Genomic DNA, 24,078 nt, shown 5'->3' on the forward strand with positions numbered 1-24,078 from the left:
ACAACTTTCATTTATACTGTACCATAACAATTTCCATTAAAAAAGATTTTTTTGAAAATTTTATCATTTAACGAAAAAATCTTACAAAATCGTCATGTTCCTGTAATGTTCATCGATAGAAAGCTTGCAAAATTTATTGCATAATAATAGTATAACAACGGACATTATTTATGAGGTGATATATATGAATGGAAACAAAATATTAGCTGCTTTATCGTACTTTAGTGTACTATTTGCCCCTATCTTATTCCCAATTATCGTTTGGATTGTGGGGGACGCTGAAACAAAGCCACATGCAAAACGTGCTCTATGGACACACATCATTCCAAGTATTGCTACATTTATCGGCGTAGCCATTTTAGGAATTATGGGCATGGGATCTGACCAAGCAGATGTAACACTTGGAATTGGATCAATGATTGTCTTAGCTATTTGCGGAATCATCAGCTTATACTACTTCATCTGGAACATTGTAAAAGGAATTAAAGTGCTGAAAGCTTAATTTTAAACAAACGTTTGTTTAAAAAAGGACCCTTGCAAATTGCAAGGGTCCTTTTCCTAATTCGTTCACTTTATCTTCTGCGTTTCTTCTTTTTTCTCATCATTTTCTTTCGGCGCGTATTCACTTTATCCGCTATAATGTGAAGCGTACTTGCCACAACAATTCCCATTAAGAACGTTACAATTTCAACCTCATGTTTCTTCGCAATTTCTATTAAATTACCATCCAGTGCGATTACATTTAATAGAAATAAAAATGGAGAAAAGACGATTAACATGTACGCAATACGAATCACATCACCAAGTATAATCGTATGCGTAAAGAAAGATCGATGCGGCATTACTTTTTTATAAGGATACCAAAATATACGTAAGAAACCCCATTTGTTATAAGCATTACTGTACGTATCTAAATCTGGTGTTAAAAATGAAGTACCTACTAAAAAACCAATTGCAAAAGTTAATAAAAAATCAAAATTTGTTAATCCATACGAAAAGAGAAAAAACAAAACAACCGGAAGGGATATTAAGTTTATTTTCGTATGCGTTCTTCCTGATGGCATAATGCACTTCCTCGCTTACGTTCGTCCTGTCACCTTATGACAGGTTTCACCTATTGACCTAATTTCTGATCGATAAATGTTGTGTCTATATCCGAACCAAACCATTCTGCCAACTTCACTCGTGCCTTATCTTTCACATCTTCATTGACGTATAACGACACCTGTATTAGTGCGGCCGTTAACGCCCCTAAATCATCCGTATAGCCAATTCCAGCAATGAAATCTGGAATCGCATCAATCGGTGCAATAAAATAAGCAAGTGCTCCAATTACAATAATTTTCACTCGTTTTGGAACATCGGGTCTTTGCAAAACGTAAAACAGTAATAAACTTGCATAAATGACCGACTGCCCAGCTTGCTTTGCAACATGTTTTACTTTCTTCCAAAACGCTTCAACTGAAAATTTTTGTTTCATGTAAAAAGCCTCCCTATTTTTAAAAAGAAATAAGCTACAATATGTTATCAGTAAAAGTTCATGGAAATTACACAAAACCTATCAATGAACTTTTATTGTAACAAACAAACCAAAAAAGAACAAGTGTTCGTTAATTTTCACACGATTTCCTTCATATAATAGATTTCTAGATAACCCTTACCCATCTTCGTTTCTTATTTCTCAACAAAGAAAATTTTCACTTCTACTTAACATTCTGCTCTGCCTTTGTTATATTTTCTAGTTGACGGACATATAAACGAATGTTAAAGTTTTCTCTGGTAGTGACAAATCTTATACAAAAAATGTAAAATGTTATAGTGTTTCTCAGAAATGAATTTTGTTGTATAATACAGAAATGACGTTATGCTTATGAGCAACAAAAGAAACCAAAAGGGTATGCATAGTTATAGTCGTATATGGGTGAATATAGAACCTTTAATTATGGCCAAGAAAACTATGTATTTTTTATTTTAGCATTTTTCGCTCCAAAATCGACCAAGCCTGATAGAGAAAGGGTGGAAATGAATGAAAGAAACCTTGAAATCACAATTTCAAAATGTGCGTTTCACTGTATTCGTAGCTTTAGCCTTATGGCTAAAAACTTACCTTATTACACGCACAAGCTTTGACTTAAAACTTGAATCTTTCATGCAAGAATTCATTTTATTCCTTAGCCCATTAGCAGCATCATTACTGCTTGTTGGTCTTGCATTATTTGCAAAAGGGAAAAAACGTAACTATATAGCACTTGGAATTAATTTTGTCTTAACAATCGTTCTTGTTGGTAACGTAATGTTCTACGGATTCTACAATGACTTCGTTACATTACCGGTGCTAGGACAAACATCTAACTTCGGAAGTTTAGGTTCTAGTGTGAAAGAATTATTTAACTACAAAATTATCCTTGCATTTGCAGACATTATCGTTTTCTTCGTTCTATTAAAGAAAATGAAGAACTTTGCACCTACAGAGCGTGTAGCACGCCCGATGCGTTCTCTATACTTCGTATCAACAGTTGCTATTTTCTTCGCAAACTTAGGACTTGCAGAAGCTGAACGCCCAGAACTATTAACACGTTCATTCGACCGCGTTATGCTTGTTAAAAACTTAGGATTATATGTACACCAAGTATACGATCTTGGCTTACAAGCAAAATCAAGTTCACAAAAAGCGTTCGCTGACGGTAGTAAATTACAAGAAACAGAAAACTACGTAAAAACAACACAAAGTAAACCAGATCCAAATATGTTCGGTACTGCAAAAGGGAAAAACGTAATTGTTGTCTCTCTTGAGTCATTACAAACATTCTTAATTGGTGCAACAGTTAACGGACAAGAAGTTACACCATTCTTAAACCAATTTACGAAAGAAAGTTATTACTTTGATAACTTCTTCCATCAAACTGGTCAAGGTAAAACATCTGATGCTGAATTCCTAGTAGATACTTCGTTATATCCACTAGACCGCGGTGCTGTATTCTTCACACACGGTAACAATGAATATACAGCAACTCCAGAAATTTTACGTCAGCAAGGGTATCACACGTCGGTATTCCACGCAAACAACGCAACATTCTGGAACCGTAACATTATGTATCCAGCACTTGGTTATGATCGTTACTACAACGAACTTGACTACAAGATTACACCAGAAACAAAATTAAACTGGGGATTAAAAGATATCGAGTACTTCGATCAATCTATTGATATGTTAAAACAAGTGAAGCAACCATTCTATACTCGCTTCCTTACTTTAACGAATCATTACCCATTCACTTACGATGACAGTACAAAATTAATCGACGAATACAATTCTGGTGATGGAGTATTTGACCGTTACATGGTAACTGCTCGTTACTTAGACGAAGCAATGAAACACTTTATTGAGCGTCTAAAAGCAGAAGGTATTTACGACAACTCAGTAATCGTATTCTACGGTGACCACTACGGTATTTCTGAAAACCATAACCGTGCAATGGCACAGTTCTTAGGAAAAGAAGAAATCTCTGCATTTGACCATATGAACTTACAAAAAACACCGATGTTTATTCACGTTCCAGGTCAAAAAGAAGGTAAAACAATTTCGAAACCAACTGGTGAAATTGACATTAAACCAACTATTCTAAACTTACTTGGTGTAGATTCTACAAATGACGTTCGATTCGGTCATGATGTATTCTCACCTGATAATAAAGGATTCGTTGTTCTTCGTGACGGTAGCTTCGTTACAGATAAATACATGTACACAAACAGTACATTCTATGACCGTGCTACTGGCGAAGTTGTACAATTACCGAAAGAAGAATCTCAACCACTAATTGATCGCGCCCAAAATGAATTGAACATGTCTGATAAAATCATTGAAGGTGACTTACTTCGCTTCTCTGAAAGTAATAAGATCAAAACTGGTGAAGTAAAAACAGTTATTAAAGAAGAAAAGAAGAGTGCTGAGTAATCTCAGCCTCTTTTTTTATTTTCTTCCATACAACTACTTATATTCATTAACTTTAAAATTACATAACCTTTACCAAATATTCACATAGTGTTAATGAAGAATCTCTATAATAAAATATGTAAACGAGGTTCTACATATTTCTTATCTCTCATCTTTCGTAAGATCCCTTAAAGAAGTGTGTAAATCTTTTGTTTCTACTTTCTTATAATTGTCTTTCAACATGTTTTGTTTCCATACACAAAACATTCAACGAGACAATGTCCCTATGAAAGATAGCTACCCTCCTTGTGCAGCATTCCATAAGAATGTTGCTTTTTTTTATTTAAAAGCAGGATTCTCATTCTTATTTTCGAATTTGTATATACAAAATGCTGTAAAGTGAAACTTTAATCAGCCCTCACCAATCGGGCAGCTACGGGCAGTTATTCGCCCAATTCACTTCTTTGCTCCACCCGAATTTTTAAGTAGGAGTTTTACTGCCCGTTAATGCGGGGTAAACCATCCTTACTTCTCTATGATTTACAAATACATATACGGTCATATGTAGAGAATTGCTTACATAAAAATTACTATAGTGATTTTTATCTCGCATGAATGAAAGTTTCACATTACTTACGTACTTACGAAAGGATGGGACGGAAATTGGCATACGAAAAATTTGTACTTTGGAATGATGAAGTTATTGATACAACAAAACAACAAACGTACATAGAACTTGAAGAGAGAGGTTCGCAGTTCGGAGATGGTGTCTACGAGGTTATTCGCCTATATAAAGGGAACTTTCACTTATTAGATCCGCACATAACGAGATTATATCGATCCATGGAAGAAGTAGAATTATCGCTCCCTTTCTCAAAAGCTGAGCTCATCACTTTACTTTACAAATTAATTGAACGAAACCATTTCCACGAAGATGGCACAATTTATTTGCAAGTATCTCGTGGTGTACAAGCTCGCACACATGTATTTTCATATGACACCCCTCCGACAATTTATGCCTATATTACAAAAAAAGAAAGACCAGCCTTATGGATTGAATATGGTATACGCGCTATATCAGAACCCGATACTCGATGGCTACGCTGTGACATTAAATCATTAAATTTATTACCAAACGTACTAGCTGCTACGAAAGCTGAACGGAAAGGCTGTAAAGAGGCACTTCTCGTAAGGAATGGTATTGTAACGGAAGGAAGCCATTCCAACTTCTTTTTAATTAAAAATGGAACTCTTTACACACATCCAGCCAATCACCTTATTTTAAATGGCATTATTCGTCAATATGTCCTTTCTTTAGCGAATACTCTTCACATTCCTGTACAGGAAGAACTTTTCAGCGTTCGTGACGTTTATCAAGCAGATGAATGCTTTTTTACAGGCACAACAATTGAAATTTTACCAATGACCCACCTTGATGGAACCGCGATTCAAGATGGGCAAGTTGGACCTATCACCAAAAAACTGCAAAAATCTTTTAATAAAATCTTGTTACAATCCAATATGTCATCTTCTTAAACACGAATAATTTCTGTCCTTTTATATTCAATATATGCATTTAAATGGAAATCAAGGTGTAAATTTATACCTTGATTTTTTCTTGTAATCTTTTTGTCATATTCAGATTCCCACATAAGCCTTGACAGTAATCGACATGCTCTTTAGAATTTTTAACAGTTGGTAAATATTTCTTCACTACATTACAGACAGAAAGGAATCGACAAATTATGAAAAAGTATCTTGCCGGTCTTGCGGCAGTGTCTGTAGCAGGAGGAGCAGCACCTACACTTGATAGTGTTCAAGCTGCACCTGAACAAAATACACAAAAAGCTGCTACAACTGTCCAAGCTTCTGCGTCAAACAACTCATCTTATACGGTAAACGCGAGCGTCTTACATGTTCGTGCGGGATCAAGCACTTCTCACGACATCATCTCACGCGTTTATAACGGTCAATCACTAAACGTGATTGGCGAAGAAAATGGTTGGTTCAAAATTAACATTAACGGAAAAACAGGCTTTGTTAGTGGCGAATTTGTATCAAAAAGTGGAGCAGCAAACAACAATGTAAGCACAGGTGGAAACAATAAAGTTACCGCTGATGTATTACGTGTACGTACAGCTCCTAACACTTCTAGTTCTGTTTCTGGACGTGTATATGCAGGACAAACATTAAACGTAATTGGACAAGAAAATGGTTGGGTGAAAATTAACCATAATGGACAAGTAGGTTATGTAAGTGGCGAATTCGTATCTGGCGTTTCTTCTAATGGGGGTTCTTCAAACAACAATACGAATAATAACAACCAAGAAGTAAAACCAGCAAGCGGAAACTATACAGTAAATGTATCTTCCCTTCGCGTTCGTACAGGTCCTAGCACTTCTCACACAACTGTAGGTTCTGTCAAAAAAGGACAAGTAGTACAAGTTGTCGGCGAAGTTCAAGATTGGTTCAAAATCAATTACGCAGGACAAACTGCTTATATAAGCAAAGACTACGTAACAAAAGGCGGTTCTAACGAAAACGTTACAGAAGGCAACAAACAAGAGCAAAACAATAATGGAACTATTCAAACTGGCGGTTCTTACGTAGTTAACGCTACATCTTTACGTGTTCGTACAGGCCCTGCCGCTTACCATAGTGTAATTGGTGGCGTTTTAAACGGTACAACATTAAACGTAGTTGGATCTGAAAACGGTTGGTTTAAAGTAAATTACCAAGGAAAAACAGGCTTTGTTAGCAGCGAATTTGTAAAATTCGTTAAAGGTGGCACTACTACTCCTGAGCAACCAAAACAACCTGAAAAACCTAACCAAGGTGCAATTGGTGACTACTACATTAATGCTTCTGCACTAAATGTACGTAGCGGCGAAGGTACAAATTATAGAATCATAGGCGCACTTCCACAAGGTCAGAAGGTTCAAGTAATCTCTGAAAACTCTGGATGGAGCAAAATTAACTACAACGGTCAAACTGGTTATATCGGAACACGTTACCTATCTAAAACACCAGTTGGAGGCGCAGTAGATAATAAGCCTAACAATAACCAAAATAACAATCAAAACAATAACAACAATAATAATACAGGTAATAATAGCGGCGACAGTTCTTCCGTACTTGCATACGCAAAATCAATGCAAGGTGTACCATACGTTTGGGGCGGAACTTCTGCTAACGGTGTTGACTGCAGTGGTTACATCTACCACGTATTTAAGAAATTTGGTCATAACATTAGCCGCCAAAGTGTTGCAGGATATTGGAGTAGCCTACCAAAAACTTCAAGTCCACAACCTGGTGACTTAATTTATTTCCAAAACACTTATAAATCTGGCCCTTCTCACATGGGTATTTACCTTGGGGGCGGATCATTTATCCAAGCTGGAGATAAAGGTGTAGCAATCGCTTCATTAAGTAACTCTTATTGGAAGAGCCACTTCTTAGGATACACGAAAGCACCTTAATTAATAGTTTCAAAGCCTTCTAGTTTACTAGAAGGCTTTTTGCTATGAGTTCAACATATTACTCCCTTTCCCCTAGCTTCCCTCTACAAAAATAATGTATCTATTCTTCCATTTCATACACTTTATTCTGCAAAAACAATCCATAACGTTATCATAATGTATATATTCCCATAAAAAACATAACCTATTTCATGTCTATTTATTTCATATGTGTTTTTTTGAAGAATTTTCTTTTTATTTAAACTTTTCATTAGACGTTTGACCTCCGATGTCCATTATGATAAGTTACTTAAGATGTTATATTCGTAAACGTATAGACAACTGGTTTATACACTGTTTTTACTATGAGGAAGGAGCATACACTGCATGAATCTTTTATGGGGAATTGGCGGCGTGATTGGAGTATTAGCAATTGCATTCTTACTATCTTCCAACCGCAAAGCTATTAATTGGCGCACAATTTTAATCGCGCTAGCATTACAAATGTCATTTTCATTTATCGTATTACGATGGGATGCTGGTAAAGCAGGTTTAAAACACGCTGCTGACGGTGTTCAAGGATTAATTAATTTTTCTTACGAGGGAATTAAGTTCGTTGCTGGGGATTTAGTCAACGCAAAAGGACCTTGGGGATTTGTATTCTTTATTCAAGCACTACTTCCAATCGTATTTATTAGTTCATTAGTAGCAATCTTATATCATTTTGGTATTATGCAGAAATTTGTTAGCGTCGTTGGTGGCGCATTAAGTAAACTTCTTGGAACTTCTAAAGCAGAAAGCTTAAACTCAGTAACGACTGTATTTTTAGGACAAACTGAAGCTCCAATTTTAATTAAACCTTACTTAGCACGTTTAACAAATAGTGAATTCTTCGCTATTATGGTAAGCGGTATGACAGCTGTTGCTGGATCTGTTCTCGTCGGTTATGCAGCAATGGGTATTCCGTTAGAGCACTTATTAGCGGCTGCAATAATGGCAGCTCCATCAAGCTTATTAATTGCGAAACTGATTATGCCTGAGACAGAAAAAGTAGATAATAACGTTGAACTTTCTACAGAACGTGAAGACGCAAACGTTATCGACGCAGCTGCACGCGGTGCATCTGAAGGTATGCAACTTGTTATTAACGTAGCAGCAATGTTAATGGCTTTCATCGCATTAATCGCTTTATTAAATGGATTATTAGGATTGATTGGTTCTCTGTTCGATATTAAACTTAGCCTTGATTTAATCTTCGGTTACTTATTATCACCATTTGCAATCTTAATCGGGGTTTCTCCTGGTGAAGCTGTACAAGCAGCAAGCTTTATTGGTCAAAAACTTGCAATCAACGAATTCGTTGCATACGCAAACTTAGGACCACACATGGCAGAGTTCTCTGACAAAACAAATCTAATTTTAACATTCGCAATCTGTGGATTCGCAAACTTCTCTTCTATCGCAATTCAATTAGGTGTAACAGGAACGCTAGCTCCTACTCGCCGTAAACAAATTGCACAATTAGGGATTAAAGCAGTTATCGCTGGTACATTAGCGAACTTCTTAAATGCAGCAGTTGCAGGTATGATGTTCCTATAAACTTATATAGAGTCTTCTCTTTCTACAAGAGGAGACTTTTTTCATGCAATCCAAATGTCTTTTGTACATCTATTAATCACTTTATGCCAAATATAAGAACATTATGATACAATAATGTTTAAGTCTTTTTATTTTTCTAATGAAAATAGAGATACTACTTGTTGTTGCCCTTCAAAAGAATGTAACGACATGGTCAATTTCTTAATAATTGCGCATACTACAAGTATCTATTGATGAAATAGCTTTAAGGAGGAAAGTTTTGTGAAAGATAAGTTCTATAAAATCCTCTCTATGTGGATTTTACAAATTGTATTTTATTTTACTACTGTACATGTGACGAAATATGAGCATGCTCTTATTTTTACAATAATATACGTAATCGTAAATGTACTATTCTTATTTTTAGCTGACAAAACAGCATTTGTTTTCTTCATACTAGGAACCATTATTTCCGTATTTTATTTGTTCTATCAAGCATGGCTTCATTTATGGAGTACATCAGATCAATGGCAATATATGATTATCCACTTCCTGATGGCAGCTAACTTCTTCATTGTATATATAACAACTCACCTATTGAAAAAAGTGATTCATGAAAATAAAACTTTAACTGAGCGTGTGAGAACGTTAGAACAATATATTGGAGAATCAAAATTACTAACAAGACAAGAATTCGAGAGACGCCAAGCATTATTAACAACTGCAATGAATCGTCGTAATGAAACAGGCGTTATCATTTACTTTGATTTCACTCCCTTTAGTAAATATACGAAGGAAAGTGTTATGGACCGTGTAGCTTCCTTATTAGTTGAAACGGTAAGGAATGATTTTGACCTTGCTGCTGAATATGATAATAATACGCTAGTTATTTTATTACAAAACACAAATGAAGCTGGTGCTGACATTGTAATGAACCGCCTAAAGCCAAAAATGGAGCAATGGCTTGCTGCTGAAGCAATCCGAGATATAAAAATTTCACGCGAGCAAATTGGAAACAAAGGACAGACACTGTTATGATGACTCTCGTTATACTTCTTTTATTCCTTCTGTTTTGCGTACTCGTTTTTTGGATTAGTATCACATTTTCAATTAAATATGTACTTATTTTTACGGCCTTTCTATTCTCTGGCTTACTCGTTTACTACTCTTTTTTAACAATCGCGGGCTTAATTCACCGAAATAGTAAACGAAAAGATCGTACATTAGACCATTATCCAAGCGTCGATATTTTCATACCTGCCCATAATGAAGGCGTCGTTATTAAAGATACTTTAGAGGCGATGGCGCAGATTGAATATCCAGGAAAACTAACTATTTATTTATTAAATGATAACTCTCAAGATGAAACACCTGAAATTGGCGATGATTTCGACAAAGCTTATGCTCATATTCGCCATATTCGTGTTCCACCCGGTGAACCGAAGGGTAAATCACGTGTACTAAACTACGGCCTTAGTATTTCAGATGGTGAATACTTCTGTGTGTACGATGCAGATAACCAGCCTGAACCACACGCACTGCGAATGCTTGTAGAACACGCTGAAACAACTGAAGATGCTGTTGGAGCTGTTGGACATGTTCGTACAGTAAATGAAAAGCGCAACTGGCTGACGCGAATGATTTCACTGGAATTTCAAATCTTCCAGCTCCTTATGCAATCTGGACGCTGGTTACTATTCCAAACAGGCTCACTGACAGGAACAAATATGCTTCTTCGTCGCTCCGCACTAGAAGAGCTTGGTGGCTATGACCCTTATGCAATTGCAGAAGATGCTGAATTAACATTAAGAATTACACAAAAAGGTTATCTCTTACCAATCGTCCCAGAATCAGTTACTTGGGAACAAGAACCAGAGCATTTAAAAATTCTTATTAAACAACGTACACGTTGGCTCCAAGGGAATTTATACATTTTAGAAAAAATGTTCTCATCATTAAGTTTCTTTAAAGGAAAACTTCTCGTCCATTCCTTACAACAAGTTCTAGTGTATGTTGTATTTTGGCTATTCCTAATCATTTCGAACGTTTGGTTTGTAATTGGGCTACTCGGGATATTCCAAATTCAATATAGCATCCCGCTACTATTTATGTGGTATGTCGCATATATTACATATGTTTCTCAATTATTTAGTGCCCAGAGTGTCGAACGAACCTTTACACCGACTAATATTTTTATTAGCGTTATTATGTACTTTACGTACGCACAGCTCTTTACGTACTTATTTATTCGTAGCTTAATCTTATACTTACGTGCAAAGAGCAAGAAACAAGTCATTGGCTGGGATAAGACAGTTCGATTCAAAAAAGAGAAATAATAACAATAAGCACAGAGCGCCGTATGCTCTGTGCTTATTTATTGCCGTATAAATTATATATCAGACAATACCCCTTAGCTGAAAGTAATTTCACGTCCATCCCCCAACGAACGATCGACCTTCATTTATATACGAAAAAGTGATTGCTATTTTTGTAGAACCAATTGCTTCTCTTGCTGTTCTTTGCGCGTTTCAGTCTTAGGTTCCGTGCTTTCTTGGACACTACGATGTGCCACACGTTTCAAACAAATATGCTTCCACTTTCTTTCGTAACGTTTCATTATTCTAGATGTCCCCCTTGAATGCGCTTTAAAACTATTTGAAATCGCTTACAGGAAATAATATAGCACATATATATAAACGTGACAACACATTTCCGACATATTTTTGACAAAAATACGAATAGAATTCGTAAGGTATCGAATATTGTCGAAACCTATCGTTTTTTCTTCGTATAAAAGGCATACTACTTATATGGTAAAGTATTTTATTTCCCCTACCCGCATTTCAAATTCCTTCTATATAAAGTGAAACTTTCATTAGCCATCACCAATCGTACTTTTACAGGCAAATAGAGAAATAAAAAAGAGCTGATATGAAATCAGCTCTTTTCCTTCTATTATTAATGACGCTTCATACGTCCTTCTTTTTGTAACTCTTTAAATAATGCTGCCATCATAAAGAAAATAACAAAGACGAACGGGAATGCTGCAATGATAGCTGCCGTTTGTAAGGCTTCTAATCCGCCAATATATAATAGCGTAGAAGCTATCGCGGCTAGAACGATACCCCAAATCATTTTAATACGATTGGGTGGGTTTAAACTACCATGTGTCGTTAACATCCCTAAAACGAATGTTGCAGAGTCTGCAGATGTAATAAAGAATGTTGCAATAAGTAAAATACCTAAAACTGATAAAGCTGATCCAAAGCTGCCCATCTGATCGAACATAGCGAATAATCCTACTTCTGTTCCCATTTCTTTCACTTTGTCGAAGATATGTGCATCACCAAACAGCTCCATATGAATACCAGTACCGCCGAACACAGAGAACCAAAGTGCACCAATTACGGTCGGCACAAGTAACACACCGATAACAAACTCACGAATCGTACGACCTCGTGAAACACGAGCAATAAACGTACCTACGAACGGTGACCACGCAATCCACCATGCCCAATAGAAAATTGTCCATGACTGAATCCATTGATTCCCACCTTCGTCTAATGGACTTAAACGGAAACTCATACTTGGCAATTCCTGAATATAAGAACCGATTGTTGAAGTGAAGTAATTCATAATAAAGTTTGTTGGACCTGCAAATAATACAATGATCATAAGTGCAAATGCAAAAATAATATTCGTATTACTTAAATATTTAATTCCTTTATCAAGACCTGTTTGCGCAGATAACATAAATAATACTGTTACGATTGCAATAATAACTAACTGAGTCGTTAATGAGTTCGGGATAGATGTTAAATAACTAACACCACCTGCAATTTGTTTCGCACCAAGACCTAATGACGTTGCAACACCAAATACAGTTGCGAAAACAGCTAACACATCAAATGAATGAGCAATACGCCCGTGTTCCCCGCCCTTAAATAACGGACCTACTGTCGCACTAATCGTACTTGCTTTTCCTTTTCTAAAGGTAAAGTAAGCAATACATAACGCTACAAACGCATATAGTCCCCAAGGATGTAATCCCCAATGGAAAAACGAAAAACGCAGTGCAAGGCGCGCACTTTCCTCAGTTGCACTATCTCCAAACGGAGGTGCGTATAAATGGTTTAATGGTTCGGCAACGCCCCAGAAAACTAAGCCAATACCCATACCAGCACTAAATAACATAGCAAACCATGTCATATAACTATAATCAGGTTCATCATCATCTTTACCTAAACGAATAGAACCGTATTTCGAAACAATTAAAAAGATAGACACACCTAAAATAATAGACACGGAAATAATATAAAACCACCCGAACTTACTAACTAATGCAGTTTGAATTGCGGTTGTTACATTTCCTAAGCTACCTTTTCCAATAATAGATTCGGGAATAATCCCCCAAATTGTAAATGCAATACATAATGTTAATGAAACGATGAATGTTTTTGTCAGTTTCCTCATCAAATCCCCCTTCGTAGGTTTCGCTTTTGTAAATAACATAAATTCCGATATGTAAAATCGGATAGAAAACTATAATTTTGCGGTGATTTTCTTACTTTCACCTTCACCAATTCGAATTCTTATGGACAGCCTTACCTTTCGTATAACTTTTTCACTCTGCAAGAGCTACAAGTTAGAAATACTGCTGTCAAATTGTGTGAGAAAAACGCGGATAGGAATGTATTTTCCTAAAAAAGGATGTGTTACATATGTAAAAAAGGGCAAAGTTCTTCCTTGCAACCCTTTCGTTTTGTAACAATTATGCGGTTTTTTTGCTAGTATATAGCACGTGTTTATAGCTTCACAAACAAAATGTTTATGTTTATATAACTATATTACCCATAAAACGGTAAAATACTCAAGGAATGTAATCGTTTAGTAAACATCATGTAATATTCCTGTAATATTTTTATTTACGTCGAAAAAAACATGTTGTATTAAATATTTTGAATATAACTAGAAACCTATGAGTCATATAGAATGAAAAACGCTTTCCTATATTTTTTGTTATATTACAGGATGTTAACGACTTATTACGAATGGTTTGTAATTGTGTGTTTTCCCCAAATCCGAAAAAATCTGTTGCTATAATGAGGACACGAAAACAAACGCAATGGAGGCTATCATGAAAAAATTAATTGGTATAGCAACAGCAGCAGTTTTTGGTCTTGGGATTTTCACATCATCTGCTAATGCAGAAACGGTTGTAACAACAGACGTACTAAACGTACGCGAAAACCCTACTACTGAATCAAAAGTTGTCGGTAAATTACTAAACGGTAATAAAATAGATGTTCAAAATACAGAGAACGGATGGTCAAAAATTACTTTAGACGGTAAAGACGCATTCGTAAGTGCAGAGTTCACAAAAAGCATCTACTACGTAACAGCTAACGTATTAAACGTACGTGCTGAAGCGAACACAAACTCAGAGGTTCTTGGAAAGTTGAAGAAAGACGATGTAATCGAAACAACGAACCAAGTACAAAATGAGTGGTTACAATTTGAATATAACGGGAAAACAGCTTATGTTCATGTTCCTTTCTTAACAGGTACAGCACCTGTAATTGAGAAACAAGAAACAACTGCTCCTGCTAAAGCTGCAGCTGCAGCACCAGCTAAGGCTCAAGCACCTGTAGCACAAGCAAAACCAGCTGCTAAGCCTGCTGTGAAAGCTGCTGAAACTAGCACACCATCTGGTGGTCGTGAGTTAACAGTTGTAGCTACAGCATATACAGCTCACCCGAGCGAAAACGGTGGCACATATGGCGGCCGTGTATTAACTGCAATGGGTCATGATTTAACTGCGAATCCAAACATGAAAATGATCGCTGTTGACCCGAAAGTAATCCCATTAGGATCTAAAGTATGGGTAGAAGGTTACGGAGAAGCTATCGCTGGAGATACTGGTGGTGCAATTAAAGGTAACCGTATTGATATCTTACTTGGATCAGATAGCGCTGCTCAAAAATGGGGACGCAAAACTGTTAAAGTGAAAATTTTAAAATAACCAATGACTGCTAAATTACAAGCCGGTTCTCTTTATTGAGAGCTGGCTTTTATTTATTTATAATACATATAAGGAGGCTACGCCCATGAATGTGCAAGCAAAAGTAGACTGGATTGGTACGCCAAAACCGTACATATATAAAGATGAAGTGACATATAACGCTACTTCTATTGATTTTTCACTCGCTGGCGATGATAACCGCTATAAGTTAATTGTGCTCAAGTCTGAAAACAATACACATTACAAAATTGTGCAATATGGAATAAAACCAGGCTCTCAAAAGCCATTTCCTATCGACATTCCATTTGAACAAAACATGTTACCAATTATAGAGCAAATATTACATGATCCATATGTACAAGCGATACTAAAGGAAACACACTCATAATTGTAAAAAAATATATCAACGATTTTTCAATTATATCTATCATAAATCGCAATATATCAACGATTTTTCGATTATATCTATCATAACTTACGATATATCAACGGTTCGACACGAAATATCGATTTAGCTACAAAAAAGAAGCTGTTCAAATATTGAACAGCTTCTCTCATATTAACGAGTTGGACCAGATACATCTTCTGATTTCAACGTATTATTTGCACCAAGAGAATGATACAACATCTTTCCATTTCCATTCACAGTTACAATATGTTCGTTATTAAAACTTTTGAACTTCACAGATCCATCACCGTAACGAATATGATACTCTTCATATGTCGTTACTTTATATTTGGTAGCACTTTGACGCTCTACATTACGAACTTCCATCGTTAATAAGTCTTCTGTAATTCCTTTTTTGTGTAAATACTGTATATAATCACGGTCTTCCTTATACGATTTCCCGCCCTTATCATAATTATTTTCAATTAAACTAAAATCATTTAATGAAATTGCACGTACGTTATCATAAATATGATTTCTTACAAATTCGCCCACTGCTGAACTTGATGTTTCTTTCGGGAATTTTAAGTAATATGTGCTTTGGTCTCCAATTTTAACACTTTCAGATTTCATCACACCAAGATCAGTAGTTTTCTCTAAATGTACTTCTACTGTTTCATCTGTGGATACAGGGCCAAGCTTATAACTTCCATAATTTAATTTTCCACGTTTTTTCCCATTCACAAATACAGTTGCATCACTTTCATCAGAAGAAATGCTTACATACTTGCCTTCAAGCGATAAATCCACTTTCACCTTCTCGCTCTGTTCATCCGCTAAATCTACTTCTTTCTCTGTTTCTAATTCAGTAAGTTCTGTCTTCGCCGTTGCCTTTACAACATATGTACCTGGGAAGTATGGCCCCAACTCTTTCGAAGTTTTATCACTAGAAAGCTCTGCTTCTTTTTTGTCATTCACATATATTTCTGCATTTTTTGCAGTTGTACTAACGCTCATATAATAAGATTTCATGCTGAACTTATACTTTGGATATAAGAACCACTCTTTTCCCTCTTCTACTATTTCCCCGTCCTTAAATGAAGATTTATCTTTTGTTAACTTTTGATCTACTGTCTCTTTCTGTAAATAAGACAGTAATTGTTTGTTGTAAGAAGGATTCTCTTTTAAATAACGCATGTACGCTTTAAGATCCTCTGTCTTAATCTTTAAGCTTGAATCATTTGCTTTTACAAACTCATCAATTGCATTAATATCTTTCTTTTGGAATGCTTCAATCATTACATTTACTTGCTTTTCTTTTGAAAACTTATATGCTCCAAATTTATATGCCCCAAATAATAATGCAGCAATAATGGCAAAACCAATGATTACAAATAAATTTTTCTTACTTTTCACTGGTTTTGTCTCGGTTTGTAATTCTGTATATGAAGCAGCAGTGTTATCAACGATTACTTCTACTTTACTCCCACACTCAGGACAAAAGTTCAAATGGTCTGCAACATTCTTTTTACATGTTCCACAAAACTTCAACGTGCTCTCCTCCTATTTTTTAGCTAATTTCATTCCAGCAAATGCTGCTACATATGTCACAATCAAGCTAAACAAAGTTAAATATATAAATGAATTTTGCATAGATAATACCGTTCCACTTGTTCCAAATAAACTTGTTACCGTTCCTGAAACATTAATTTGGAACTTAGAAATCATATTCATTACAATCATCATAATTGTGTAAGAACCACTGCATACCGCTAATGTAATATATATATTGGCAGTCGGTAATTTAGCTAACTTTCTTCCCGCTCTAAACATAAAGAACAATGGAATAATAAGCAGTAATAAACCGTAATGGAATACGTTATTCACTTTATCAAATTCTGCAAGGCTTCCCTCATTTGCTCCTTTTGAAATCAATATCTCTCTAAGCTCTACGCCATTTACAGAGACGCCTGATATAAATGAAAACGATAGTGTGCTCTCATATGCATTTGATTTCTTACCAATTCTAGTAAATTCCTTACTAAGTGCTGGACTTGATACTTCTAACGGCGCAAAATGAGCCATACTCCATAATTGAGGTGTTAACTCTAATGCTAATAATGTACTTTCAGATTTTAAAGTTGTTATTTCTTTTAATGGTTCAATACCGTCTTCCTTACTTACTAACGCCATAATACAAACCGCTACTGCTGTTACTAAAAGTCCTTTTATCATAGCCGAAACACCGTAATAAACAGACGCTCCATATGGCATTAACTCTTGAAATGCTGCTGCCATATTGTTTTTGCTTGTATGAGCAATAAATCCTAATAAGGTAAATAATGTCCCACATACAAAACCACTCAATAAACTCTTCATCGCTGAATAGCCAACCGTAATCTTACCTGCTTCTGAGAATGGGATTGCAAAAGATTGTGATGCTATAAAACTTATAATGAATAAAAAGACTCCATAAATAATACCAACTGTTGCTGCCATAAAGATTTGATCTTTAATCGTTTTCGCAACATGCTGTTTCCCTAACCAAATTCCTGTACCAGCGAAAATAATAAATGGAATGATTAATAATAATGTAAATGGAGTATGCCAAGATAAAGAAAATATCAATCCACTATCATCGTTAGCTGTAAAACCAAGTAAATGGTAACTTAACATCGTAGAAGTTGCACTCGAATAAAAACTTGGCAACATTTCTAATTCTTTCGCAAATTTGCTAAACATCTCACTTAACATAGAGGCAAATAATAAACTACCAATCCAACCAGCAATTAACATGAGAATACTTGCAACAGCCCCACCAATAAAACCTTTTTGTAAAACGGCTTTATCTGCTTTAAATTCAACTTTAGGAGCACCATCCATTGTAGGCAATTTTACAGTTTGTTCTTTTTTCTTCACAACAGATAAAGAATACCCACACTTTTGACAATATAAATTTTTTTGAGCATTTTCACTGCCACAACCTCTGCAGTATTTTGCAGTATCTTTTTCTAATGTTACTGCATCTATAGCTCCTGCAATCTCCATACTACCTTCATTTGGGCAATAATTTACTTCTTCACCATGTTGTTTTCCACATGTGCGACAATACATTTAATTCACTCCCCACTTTGCTTAATTCCACAAACTGGACAGTAAGTAGAGTTTTTATCGATATGCTCATTACATGAAATACAATTTACCGTTTCACCTTCATTTTCTACTGTTAACATCGGGTTAGGCTTTCCACACGAACCACAAAACTTATCATTTATTGATAAAGGTCCACCACATTCACATGTAGCTTTTTCACCTTGTTGTTTTTGCAATTCAACAATGCGCTTTCTTGCTTGATAAATAGCTACATCAAATTCTTGAACTGGAGCAATCATTTCTTTTAAGCTCACTTCATTTACTCCACTTCCTCTTAATTGAACATACACTTGCTGTCCAACCTCTAATAGAACCTCTGCTTTTTTCTGCATTTGCACTTGCATTCCCTTTTTCAATTGAGCAATTTCTTGTGCAACTTGCAACTTCATTTTCCCTTGTTCTATTCCTTCTTGTAACTTATTCATTCCACTACCTAACTTCGTCTGTAAATCTGACAAATCATTTCTCCTCCTATACATATATATTAATATATGAAATTAACATTTTATATATTACCATGATTTTCAAGTTATGTAATCCAAATTTCATTTTTTCTGTTTTGAGCATTTTTTGTTTATAATGGTAAAGGAAAGAAATATGTGTACGGAGGAATATTATGCTGCAACACTCAATTACGAAAGATGAAATTATGATGATTGCGAATGAGTTCGTTCAAGGACTAGATCCACAGCAAACGGCTGATCAGGAACATGTCGCTACAGCTCGGCACCTATATCGTAGTGGTGTTGTCTACAACGTTGACTTTGATGGTTATACACTATCAGGAACTGTAGATGCGGAAGGCAACGTATATAGCGTTCATATTCCGATTCGTAATGTAGCTGAAAGTTATTGTGATTGCTTCGCACCAACACAATGTGAGCATATGCTCGCCGTATTACTATCTGCAGCGTCTAGTTTCGGGCAAGTAGGAGATGTATTAACTTTATTTAAAAATAATACGAAACCTTCCCTTCCTCCTATTCGAACTGCAAGACAAGTATTGCAATCATCAGCTTTTGAAGAAACGGATTATAAAAGTTGGGAATCGTATTTTGAAAAAGAATATGAATCATTTAAAAAAGAACAAGCTCGCCTTACTTATAAACAAATGTATTTTCTTATGAGTATCTTTACAGATTTCTATACGAAACTTGAGCGGAAAGCTCCGCGCGTCATCGCCATACATGAATTATTCAGGTTACATGCAGCACTTTACTGCTTTCAAAAATTATTAGAAGAAATCCAGGCGTTCGAAGCAAACAAAACGTATTCTTATCACCAACCTGTTAATGTCGTTCGCCTATTTGTAGATAAAGTGGAATCCATCGTTCGGGACTTACAATCAGAAGCGATTCCTTCAGAATCTGAAATAATTTTGCAAGAAACAGCTCGTCTCGTTCATGAAGTATTCTTCTCTACCGACGCTTATACGCAAGAGCGATTTTTCATTTATCGCCACATATGGAGTGAACTTTTAAACAATAAAGAGAAAATACAAGAGGAAGAAAAACGAATCGATACGAAAATTAATCCACTATCTAAAGCGTTAGCGTCTTCTCACCTTCTCTTTTTAAATGAAGAAGATCTACTAGCGATGGACTTACTAAAGAAACAACCTGCTTCTGTTGTGAGTCTATACTTCTATTGGTTAGAAGAACTATTAAGTGCCATGCAGTGGGATCGTGCGAAAAACTGGCTTTCCTTTACGTATAAACAAGTAAAGAAAACGATCCAAGATCATGAAAATACGATTTTCATAAAAGATATCGTTCGGCTATTTGTAATCATGTATGAAACATATGCAACACATACAAATGAACAAGCTGGTTTTGAAATGATTTTACAAGAACTATTACCGTATAGTTTCACAAACTATGAACAGTACGTACTCGCGAAAAAACAGTATCGTACATGGGCAGAGCTCCATCTCTTATATGGATTTGAAGCAATTGAACTGTTAAAAGAACCACTGAAAGATATTGAAAAAGAAGCGCCAGAAGCAGCACTTCCTCTTTATCATCTTGCTGCTGTAGAAGCAATTGAAGAACGAAATCGTAAATCATATAGACGCGCAGTTCGTTACTTAAAGAAATTACGTACATTATATAAACGATTAAAACGCACCGATGAATGGGATGCTTTCATTATTCACATCGCCAATCTCCATTCACGTCTACGTGCACTACAAGAGGAATTACGGAAAGGAAAATTAATCGATGATCAATCAAACTGAAGTAACAATTAGGCTCCAGCATGTTAGTCAAGGTTGGTTCCTTTGGGGAGAAGATGACAGCGGTACTCCATTATCCGTAACAAGTTGGAAACGAAATGCATTCACATGGCACTCCACTTCTTTCTACGGTACGTTTCTAAAAGAAGCAACCTTCGAAGGAAAACAAGGTGTGCTGCTAACAAATGCACAAGCCTTTGAATACATTGCAAACAAACCGATGAATTCCTTTGCACATATTCAACTGAACGGCCCTATTACAGCACTTACAAAAGATGCAAATGAATTATGGGATGCCTTTACGAGTGGTAGCTTCGTACCAGATATAGAGCACTGGCCCAAACAACCATCTTGGAAAGTTCAAAATACGCCAATTGAAGATGACACATTAGCATCTCTTTTCTCAGCAGCAGTTAATGAAAGCATATTACAAGATAATCGTTCAAATGACGGCTGGGAAGATGCTAAAAGACTATATGAACATTACGACTTTACGAAAAGACAATTGGAAACAGCACTACATGAAGAAGATTGGCTTCGAAAAATTGGTTATATTGAAGATGATCTTCCGTTTACAATCGGGCTAAGACTGCAAGAACCACAAGAAGAATTTGAAATGTGGAAGCTTGAAACAATCGTGACACCAAAGCGCGGGGCGCATCGCATATATGTATACGAAAACATCGATTCCTTACCGAAAAGATGGCACGATTACGAAGAACGGATTACAGAAACACAAGAAGGTTTTAGTAAGCTCATACCGTGGTTAAAAGAAGGAGATACATTCCGAAATGAGCTCTTTGAAACAGAAGCTTGGAACTTCTTAACAGAAGCAAGCAATGAATTACTTGCAGCCGGCATTACAATTTTACTACCATCATGGTGGCAAAATTTAAAAGCAACAAAACCGAAATTACGTGTTCAACTGAAGCAAAATACAGTACAAACACAATCGTTCTTCGGTATGAATACGCTCGTTAATTTTGACTGGCGCATTTCTACGAATGGCATTGACTTATCAGAAAGCGAATTTTTCGAACTCGTTGAACAAAACAAACGTCTATTTAATATAAACGGTCAATGGATGCGACTAGATCCAGCCTTTATCGAAGAAGTAAGGAAACTCATGAACCGTGCCGATAAATACGGACTAGAGATGAAAGATGTTTTGCAACAACATTTATCAAATACGGCTGAAACAGAAATTGTAGAAGATGATAGTCCGTTTACTGATATTGAAATCGAACTAGATGGATATTATGAGGAACTATTCCAAAAGCTACTTCATATTGGAGATATTCCAAAAGTAGATGTCCCTGCTTCACTAAACGCAACACTTCGTCCGTATCAACAACACGGCATTGAATGGTTGTTATATTTACGAAAGCTTGGATTTGGAGCATTGCTAGCTGACGATATGGGACTCGGGAAAAGTATTCAAACAATCTCTTACTTACTATATATAAAAGAAAATAATCTCAAAACAGGCCCTGCATTAATCGTAGCGCCGACATCTGTTCTTGGAAATTGGCAAAAAGAATTTGAGCGTTTCGCACCGAATTTACGTGTTCAATTACATTACGGAAGTAATAGAGATAAGGGCAATTCTTTTGAAGATTTCCTTCAATCAGCAGATGTTGTATTAACATCTTATGCATTGGCTCAACTCGATGAGGAAGAACTAACTTCATTATGCTGGGATGCTGTTATTTTGGATGAAGCACAAAATATTAAGAACCCACATACGAAACAGTCGAAAGCAGTACGAAACTTACAAGCAAATCACAAAATCGCTTTAACTGGTACGCCGATGGAAAATCGCCTTGCTGAACTTTGGTCCATTTTCGACTTTATTAATCATGGATATCTCGGAAGCTTAGGGCAATTCCAACGTCGCTTCGTCACACCGATTGAAAAAGATCGTGATGAAGGAAAAATCCAGCAAGTTCAACGGTTTATCTCACCATTTTTACTGCGCCGAACGAAGAAAGATCAAACGGTCGCATTAAATTTACCAGATAAACAAGAACAAAAAGCTTACTGCCCCCTTACTGGTGAACAAGCTTCCTTATATGAACAACTTGTTCAAGATACACTGCAAAATGTCGAAGGATTAAGTGGAATTGAAAGACGCGGCTTTATATTACTTATGCTGAACAAGCTAAAACAAATTTGTAATCATCCAGCTCTTTATTTAAAAGAAGAAGAGCCACAAAATATCGTTGAACGCTCTATGAAAACAAAAACGTTAATGGAGCTCATCGAAAATATAAAAGATCAAAATGAAAGTTGCCTCATCTTCACTCAATACATCGGCATGGGGAACATGCTAAAACGTGTGCTAGAAGAAAAATTCGGCCAGCGTGTCCTCTTCTTAAACGGTAGTGTGCCGAAAAAAGATCGCGACAAGATGATTGAGGAGTTCCAAAACGGAACGTATGACATTTTCATCTTATCCTTAAAAGCTGGCGGAACAGGATTAAACTTAACCGCTGCCAACCATGTCATTCACTACGACCGTTGGTGGAATCCAGCTGTGGAAAATCAAGCAACAGACCGCGCATATCGCATTGGTCAAAAACGATTTGTTCATGTTCACAAACTTATTACAACAGGAACATTAGAAGAAAAAATTGATGAAATGCTAGAAAGAAAACAATCTCTAAACAATGCGGTCATCACAAGCGATAGCTGGATGACTGAACTATCAACAGACGAACTAAAAGAATTACTTGGTGTATAAAGTGAAACTTGAATCAAGCCAGTTAAGTGGAGTTTTACTACTCGCAAAAAAAGGCGCTAATCTCAAATGAGATTAGCGCTTTTTTCTATTCCAAAACCAATTACTTATTATAATTCCCGTTAATCCGCCGCACGTATCAAGCAATGAATCTTGCCACATTGGTGTGCGGTCTCCCGTATACCATTGGTGAATTTCATCAAATGTTGCATAACCCGCAACGAAAAGAAGGGCATATATAAAACATCTTTTCCTCGAATGACCTGATCGATGAAAAGCGTAATAAATCAATGAACCTAGCATAAAGAACACCATAAAATGAGCACCTTTACGAAGGAAAAACTCAATAAATCCGCCTACACCTTTATTCGCAATACTAACAGGGGTTCCTCCACCATAATCAATAGATACCCATGAAAAATGCTCTTTCACAAATTCAACATTTACATATTGTTCAATATCTGAACGCATATCCTGCTTTTTATATGGTTGTGCCGAAGAATAGAAAATCAGCCCCATCCATAGTAATACAGGAATCCAAAATAACCATTTACGATTCATTATCCAGAATT

General features: G+C 36.0%; 18 protein-coding genes. 11 read left to right on the plus strand and 7 right to left on the minus strand.

Annotation, left to right across the window (positions count from 1 at the left end; genetic code table 11):
* Positions 1–184: 184 nt before the first annotated feature.
* Positions 185–502, plus strand: a complete 318-nt coding sequence (locus tag ACTL4X_RS26255) for a DUF4870 domain-containing protein (RefSeq protein WP_001014096.1) — start codon at positions 185–187, stop codon at positions 500–502.
* Between the two features lie 70 nt (positions 503–572).
* Here ACTL4X_RS26255 and ACTL4X_RS26260 read toward each other — a convergent pair whose 3' ends face one another.
* Both ACTL4X_RS26260 and ACTL4X_RS26265 read right to left on the minus strand, forming a co-directional pair.
* A complete protein-coding gene (locus ACTL4X_RS26260) occupies positions 573–1,064 on the minus strand; it encodes a metal-binding protein (RefSeq protein ID WP_001139056.1) in 492 nt (163 codons plus the stop codon).
* A gap of 50 nt (positions 1,065–1,114) precedes the next feature.
* Positions 1,115–1,480: a YkvA family protein gene (locus ACTL4X_RS26265; RefSeq protein ID WP_000810369.1), complete on the minus strand. Its 366-nt coding sequence runs from the start codon at positions 1,478–1,480 to the stop codon at positions 1,115–1,117.
* A gap of 546 nt (positions 1,481–2,026) precedes the next feature.
* Between ACTL4X_RS26265 and ACTL4X_RS26270 the strand changes: the two genes are divergently transcribed.
* The 6 genes from ACTL4X_RS26270 to ACTL4X_RS26295 all read left to right on the plus strand — a co-directional run bounded on the left by ACTL4X_RS26270 (position 2,027) and on the right by ACTL4X_RS26295 (position 11,306).
* Positions 2,027–3,955 carry an LTA synthase family protein gene (locus ACTL4X_RS26270; RefSeq protein WP_441394967.1) on the plus strand — a complete coding sequence of 643 codons (1,929 nt, stop codon included), beginning with the start codon at positions 2,027–2,029 and terminating at the stop codon, positions 3,953–3,955.
* A 630-nt stretch (positions 3,956–4,585) separates the two neighbouring features.
* Positions 4,586–5,470, plus strand: coding sequence for a D-amino-acid transaminase (locus ACTL4X_RS26275; protein ID WP_078186980.1), 885 nt, complete (start codon positions 4,586–4,588; stop codon positions 5,468–5,470).
* Positions 5,471–5,679: 209 nt separating this feature from the next.
* Positions 5,680–7,413 (plus strand): C40 family peptidase, encoded by a 1,734-nt coding sequence (locus ACTL4X_RS26280; RefSeq protein ID WP_063538102.1) that lies wholly within the window; start codon positions 5,680–5,682, stop codon positions 7,411–7,413.
* Between the two features lie 366 nt (positions 7,414–7,779).
* Positions 7,780–8,991: a NupC/NupG family nucleoside CNT transporter gene (locus tag ACTL4X_RS26285; RefSeq protein ID WP_001051015.1), complete on the plus strand. Its 1,212-nt coding sequence runs from the start codon at positions 7,780–7,782 to the stop codon at positions 8,989–8,991.
* 261 nt (positions 8,992–9,252) lie between these two features.
* Positions 9,253–10,008 carry a diguanylate cyclase gene (locus tag ACTL4X_RS26290; RefSeq protein ID WP_000653218.1) on the plus strand — a complete coding sequence of 252 codons (756 nt, stop codon included), beginning with the start codon at positions 9,253–9,255 and terminating at the stop codon, positions 10,006–10,008.
* The gene (locus tag ACTL4X_RS26295) at positions 10,005–11,306 is read left to right on the plus strand and encodes a glycosyltransferase family 2 protein (RefSeq protein WP_000988746.1); all 1,302 of its coding nucleotides are present in this window, start codon (positions 10,005–10,007) and stop codon (positions 11,304–11,306) included. The genes ACTL4X_RS26290 and ACTL4X_RS26295 overlap by 4 nt, the downstream gene beginning before the upstream one ends.
* 622 nt (positions 11,307–11,928) lie before the next feature.
* Here the strand turns inward: ACTL4X_RS26295 and opuD are convergent.
* Entirely contained in the window at positions 11,929–13,443 is a 1,515-nt protein-coding gene (gene opuD / locus ACTL4X_RS26300) for a glycine betaine transporter OpuD (protein WP_001229103.1), read from the minus strand.
* 664 nt (positions 13,444–14,107) lie between these two features.
* On the opposite strand from opuD, the gene ACTL4X_RS26305 reads away from it, so the two are divergent.
* Both ACTL4X_RS26305 and ACTL4X_RS26310 read left to right on the plus strand, forming a co-directional pair.
* Positions 14,108–14,992 carry a cell wall-binding protein EntA gene (locus ACTL4X_RS26305; protein WP_000733325.1) on the plus strand — a complete coding sequence of 295 codons (885 nt, stop codon included), beginning with the start codon at positions 14,108–14,110 and terminating at the stop codon, positions 14,990–14,992.
* 85 nt (positions 14,993–15,077) lie between these two features.
* Positions 15,078–15,380, plus strand: coding sequence for a DUF3910 family protein (locus tag ACTL4X_RS26310; protein WP_001102539.1), 303 nt, complete (start codon positions 15,078–15,080; stop codon positions 15,378–15,380).
* A gap of 171 nt (positions 15,381–15,551) precedes the next feature.
* Here ACTL4X_RS26310 and ACTL4X_RS26315 read toward each other — a convergent pair whose 3' ends face one another.
* The 3 genes from ACTL4X_RS26315 to ACTL4X_RS26325 are packed head-to-tail and all read right to left on the minus strand — an operon-like array spanning position 15,552 to position 18,991.
* Positions 15,552–16,931, minus strand: coding sequence for a zinc ribbon domain-containing protein (locus tag ACTL4X_RS26315; RefSeq protein WP_048538370.1), 1,380 nt, complete (start codon positions 16,929–16,931; stop codon positions 15,552–15,554).
* Positions 16,932–16,943: 12 nt separating this feature from the next.
* Entirely contained in the window at positions 16,944–18,494 is a 1,551-nt protein-coding gene (locus ACTL4X_RS26320) for a zinc ribbon domain-containing protein (RefSeq protein WP_086402095.1), read from the minus strand.
* A 5-nt stretch (positions 18,495–18,499) separates the two neighbouring features.
* Complete coding sequence (locus tag ACTL4X_RS26325) at positions 18,500–18,991, minus strand: zinc ribbon domain-containing protein (RefSeq protein WP_086402094.1); 492 nt, start codon at positions 18,989–18,991, stop codon at positions 18,500–18,502.
* 158 nt (positions 18,992–19,149) lie between these two features.
* Here ACTL4X_RS26325 and ACTL4X_RS26330 point away from each other — a divergent pair, with 158 nt between their 5' ends.
* Together ACTL4X_RS26330 and ACTL4X_RS26335 are read left to right on the plus strand one after the other, a co-directional pair.
* A complete protein-coding gene (locus ACTL4X_RS26330; protein ID WP_000939139.1) occupies positions 19,150–20,769 on the plus strand; it encodes an SWIM zinc finger family protein in 1,620 nt (539 codons plus the stop codon).
* Positions 20,753–23,509 (plus strand): DEAD/DEAH box helicase, encoded by a 2,757-nt coding sequence (locus ACTL4X_RS26335; protein ID WP_086404152.1) that lies wholly within the window; start codon positions 20,753–20,755, stop codon positions 23,507–23,509. The genes ACTL4X_RS26330 and ACTL4X_RS26335 overlap by 17 nt, the downstream gene beginning before the upstream one ends.
* 72 nt (positions 23,510–23,581) lie before the next feature.
* On the opposite strand, the gene ACTL4X_RS26340 is transcribed toward ACTL4X_RS26335, so the two are convergent.
* A complete protein-coding gene (locus tag ACTL4X_RS26340) occupies positions 23,582–24,067 on the minus strand; it encodes a VanZ family protein (RefSeq protein ID WP_001080707.1) in 486 nt (161 codons plus the stop codon).
* Positions 24,068–24,078: the final 11 nt, after the last annotated feature.

Source organism: Bacillus sp. RE35 (assembly GCF_052146655.1).
GTDB lineage: Bacteria > Bacillota > Bacilli > Bacillales > Bacillaceae_G > Bacillus_A > Bacillus_A cereus.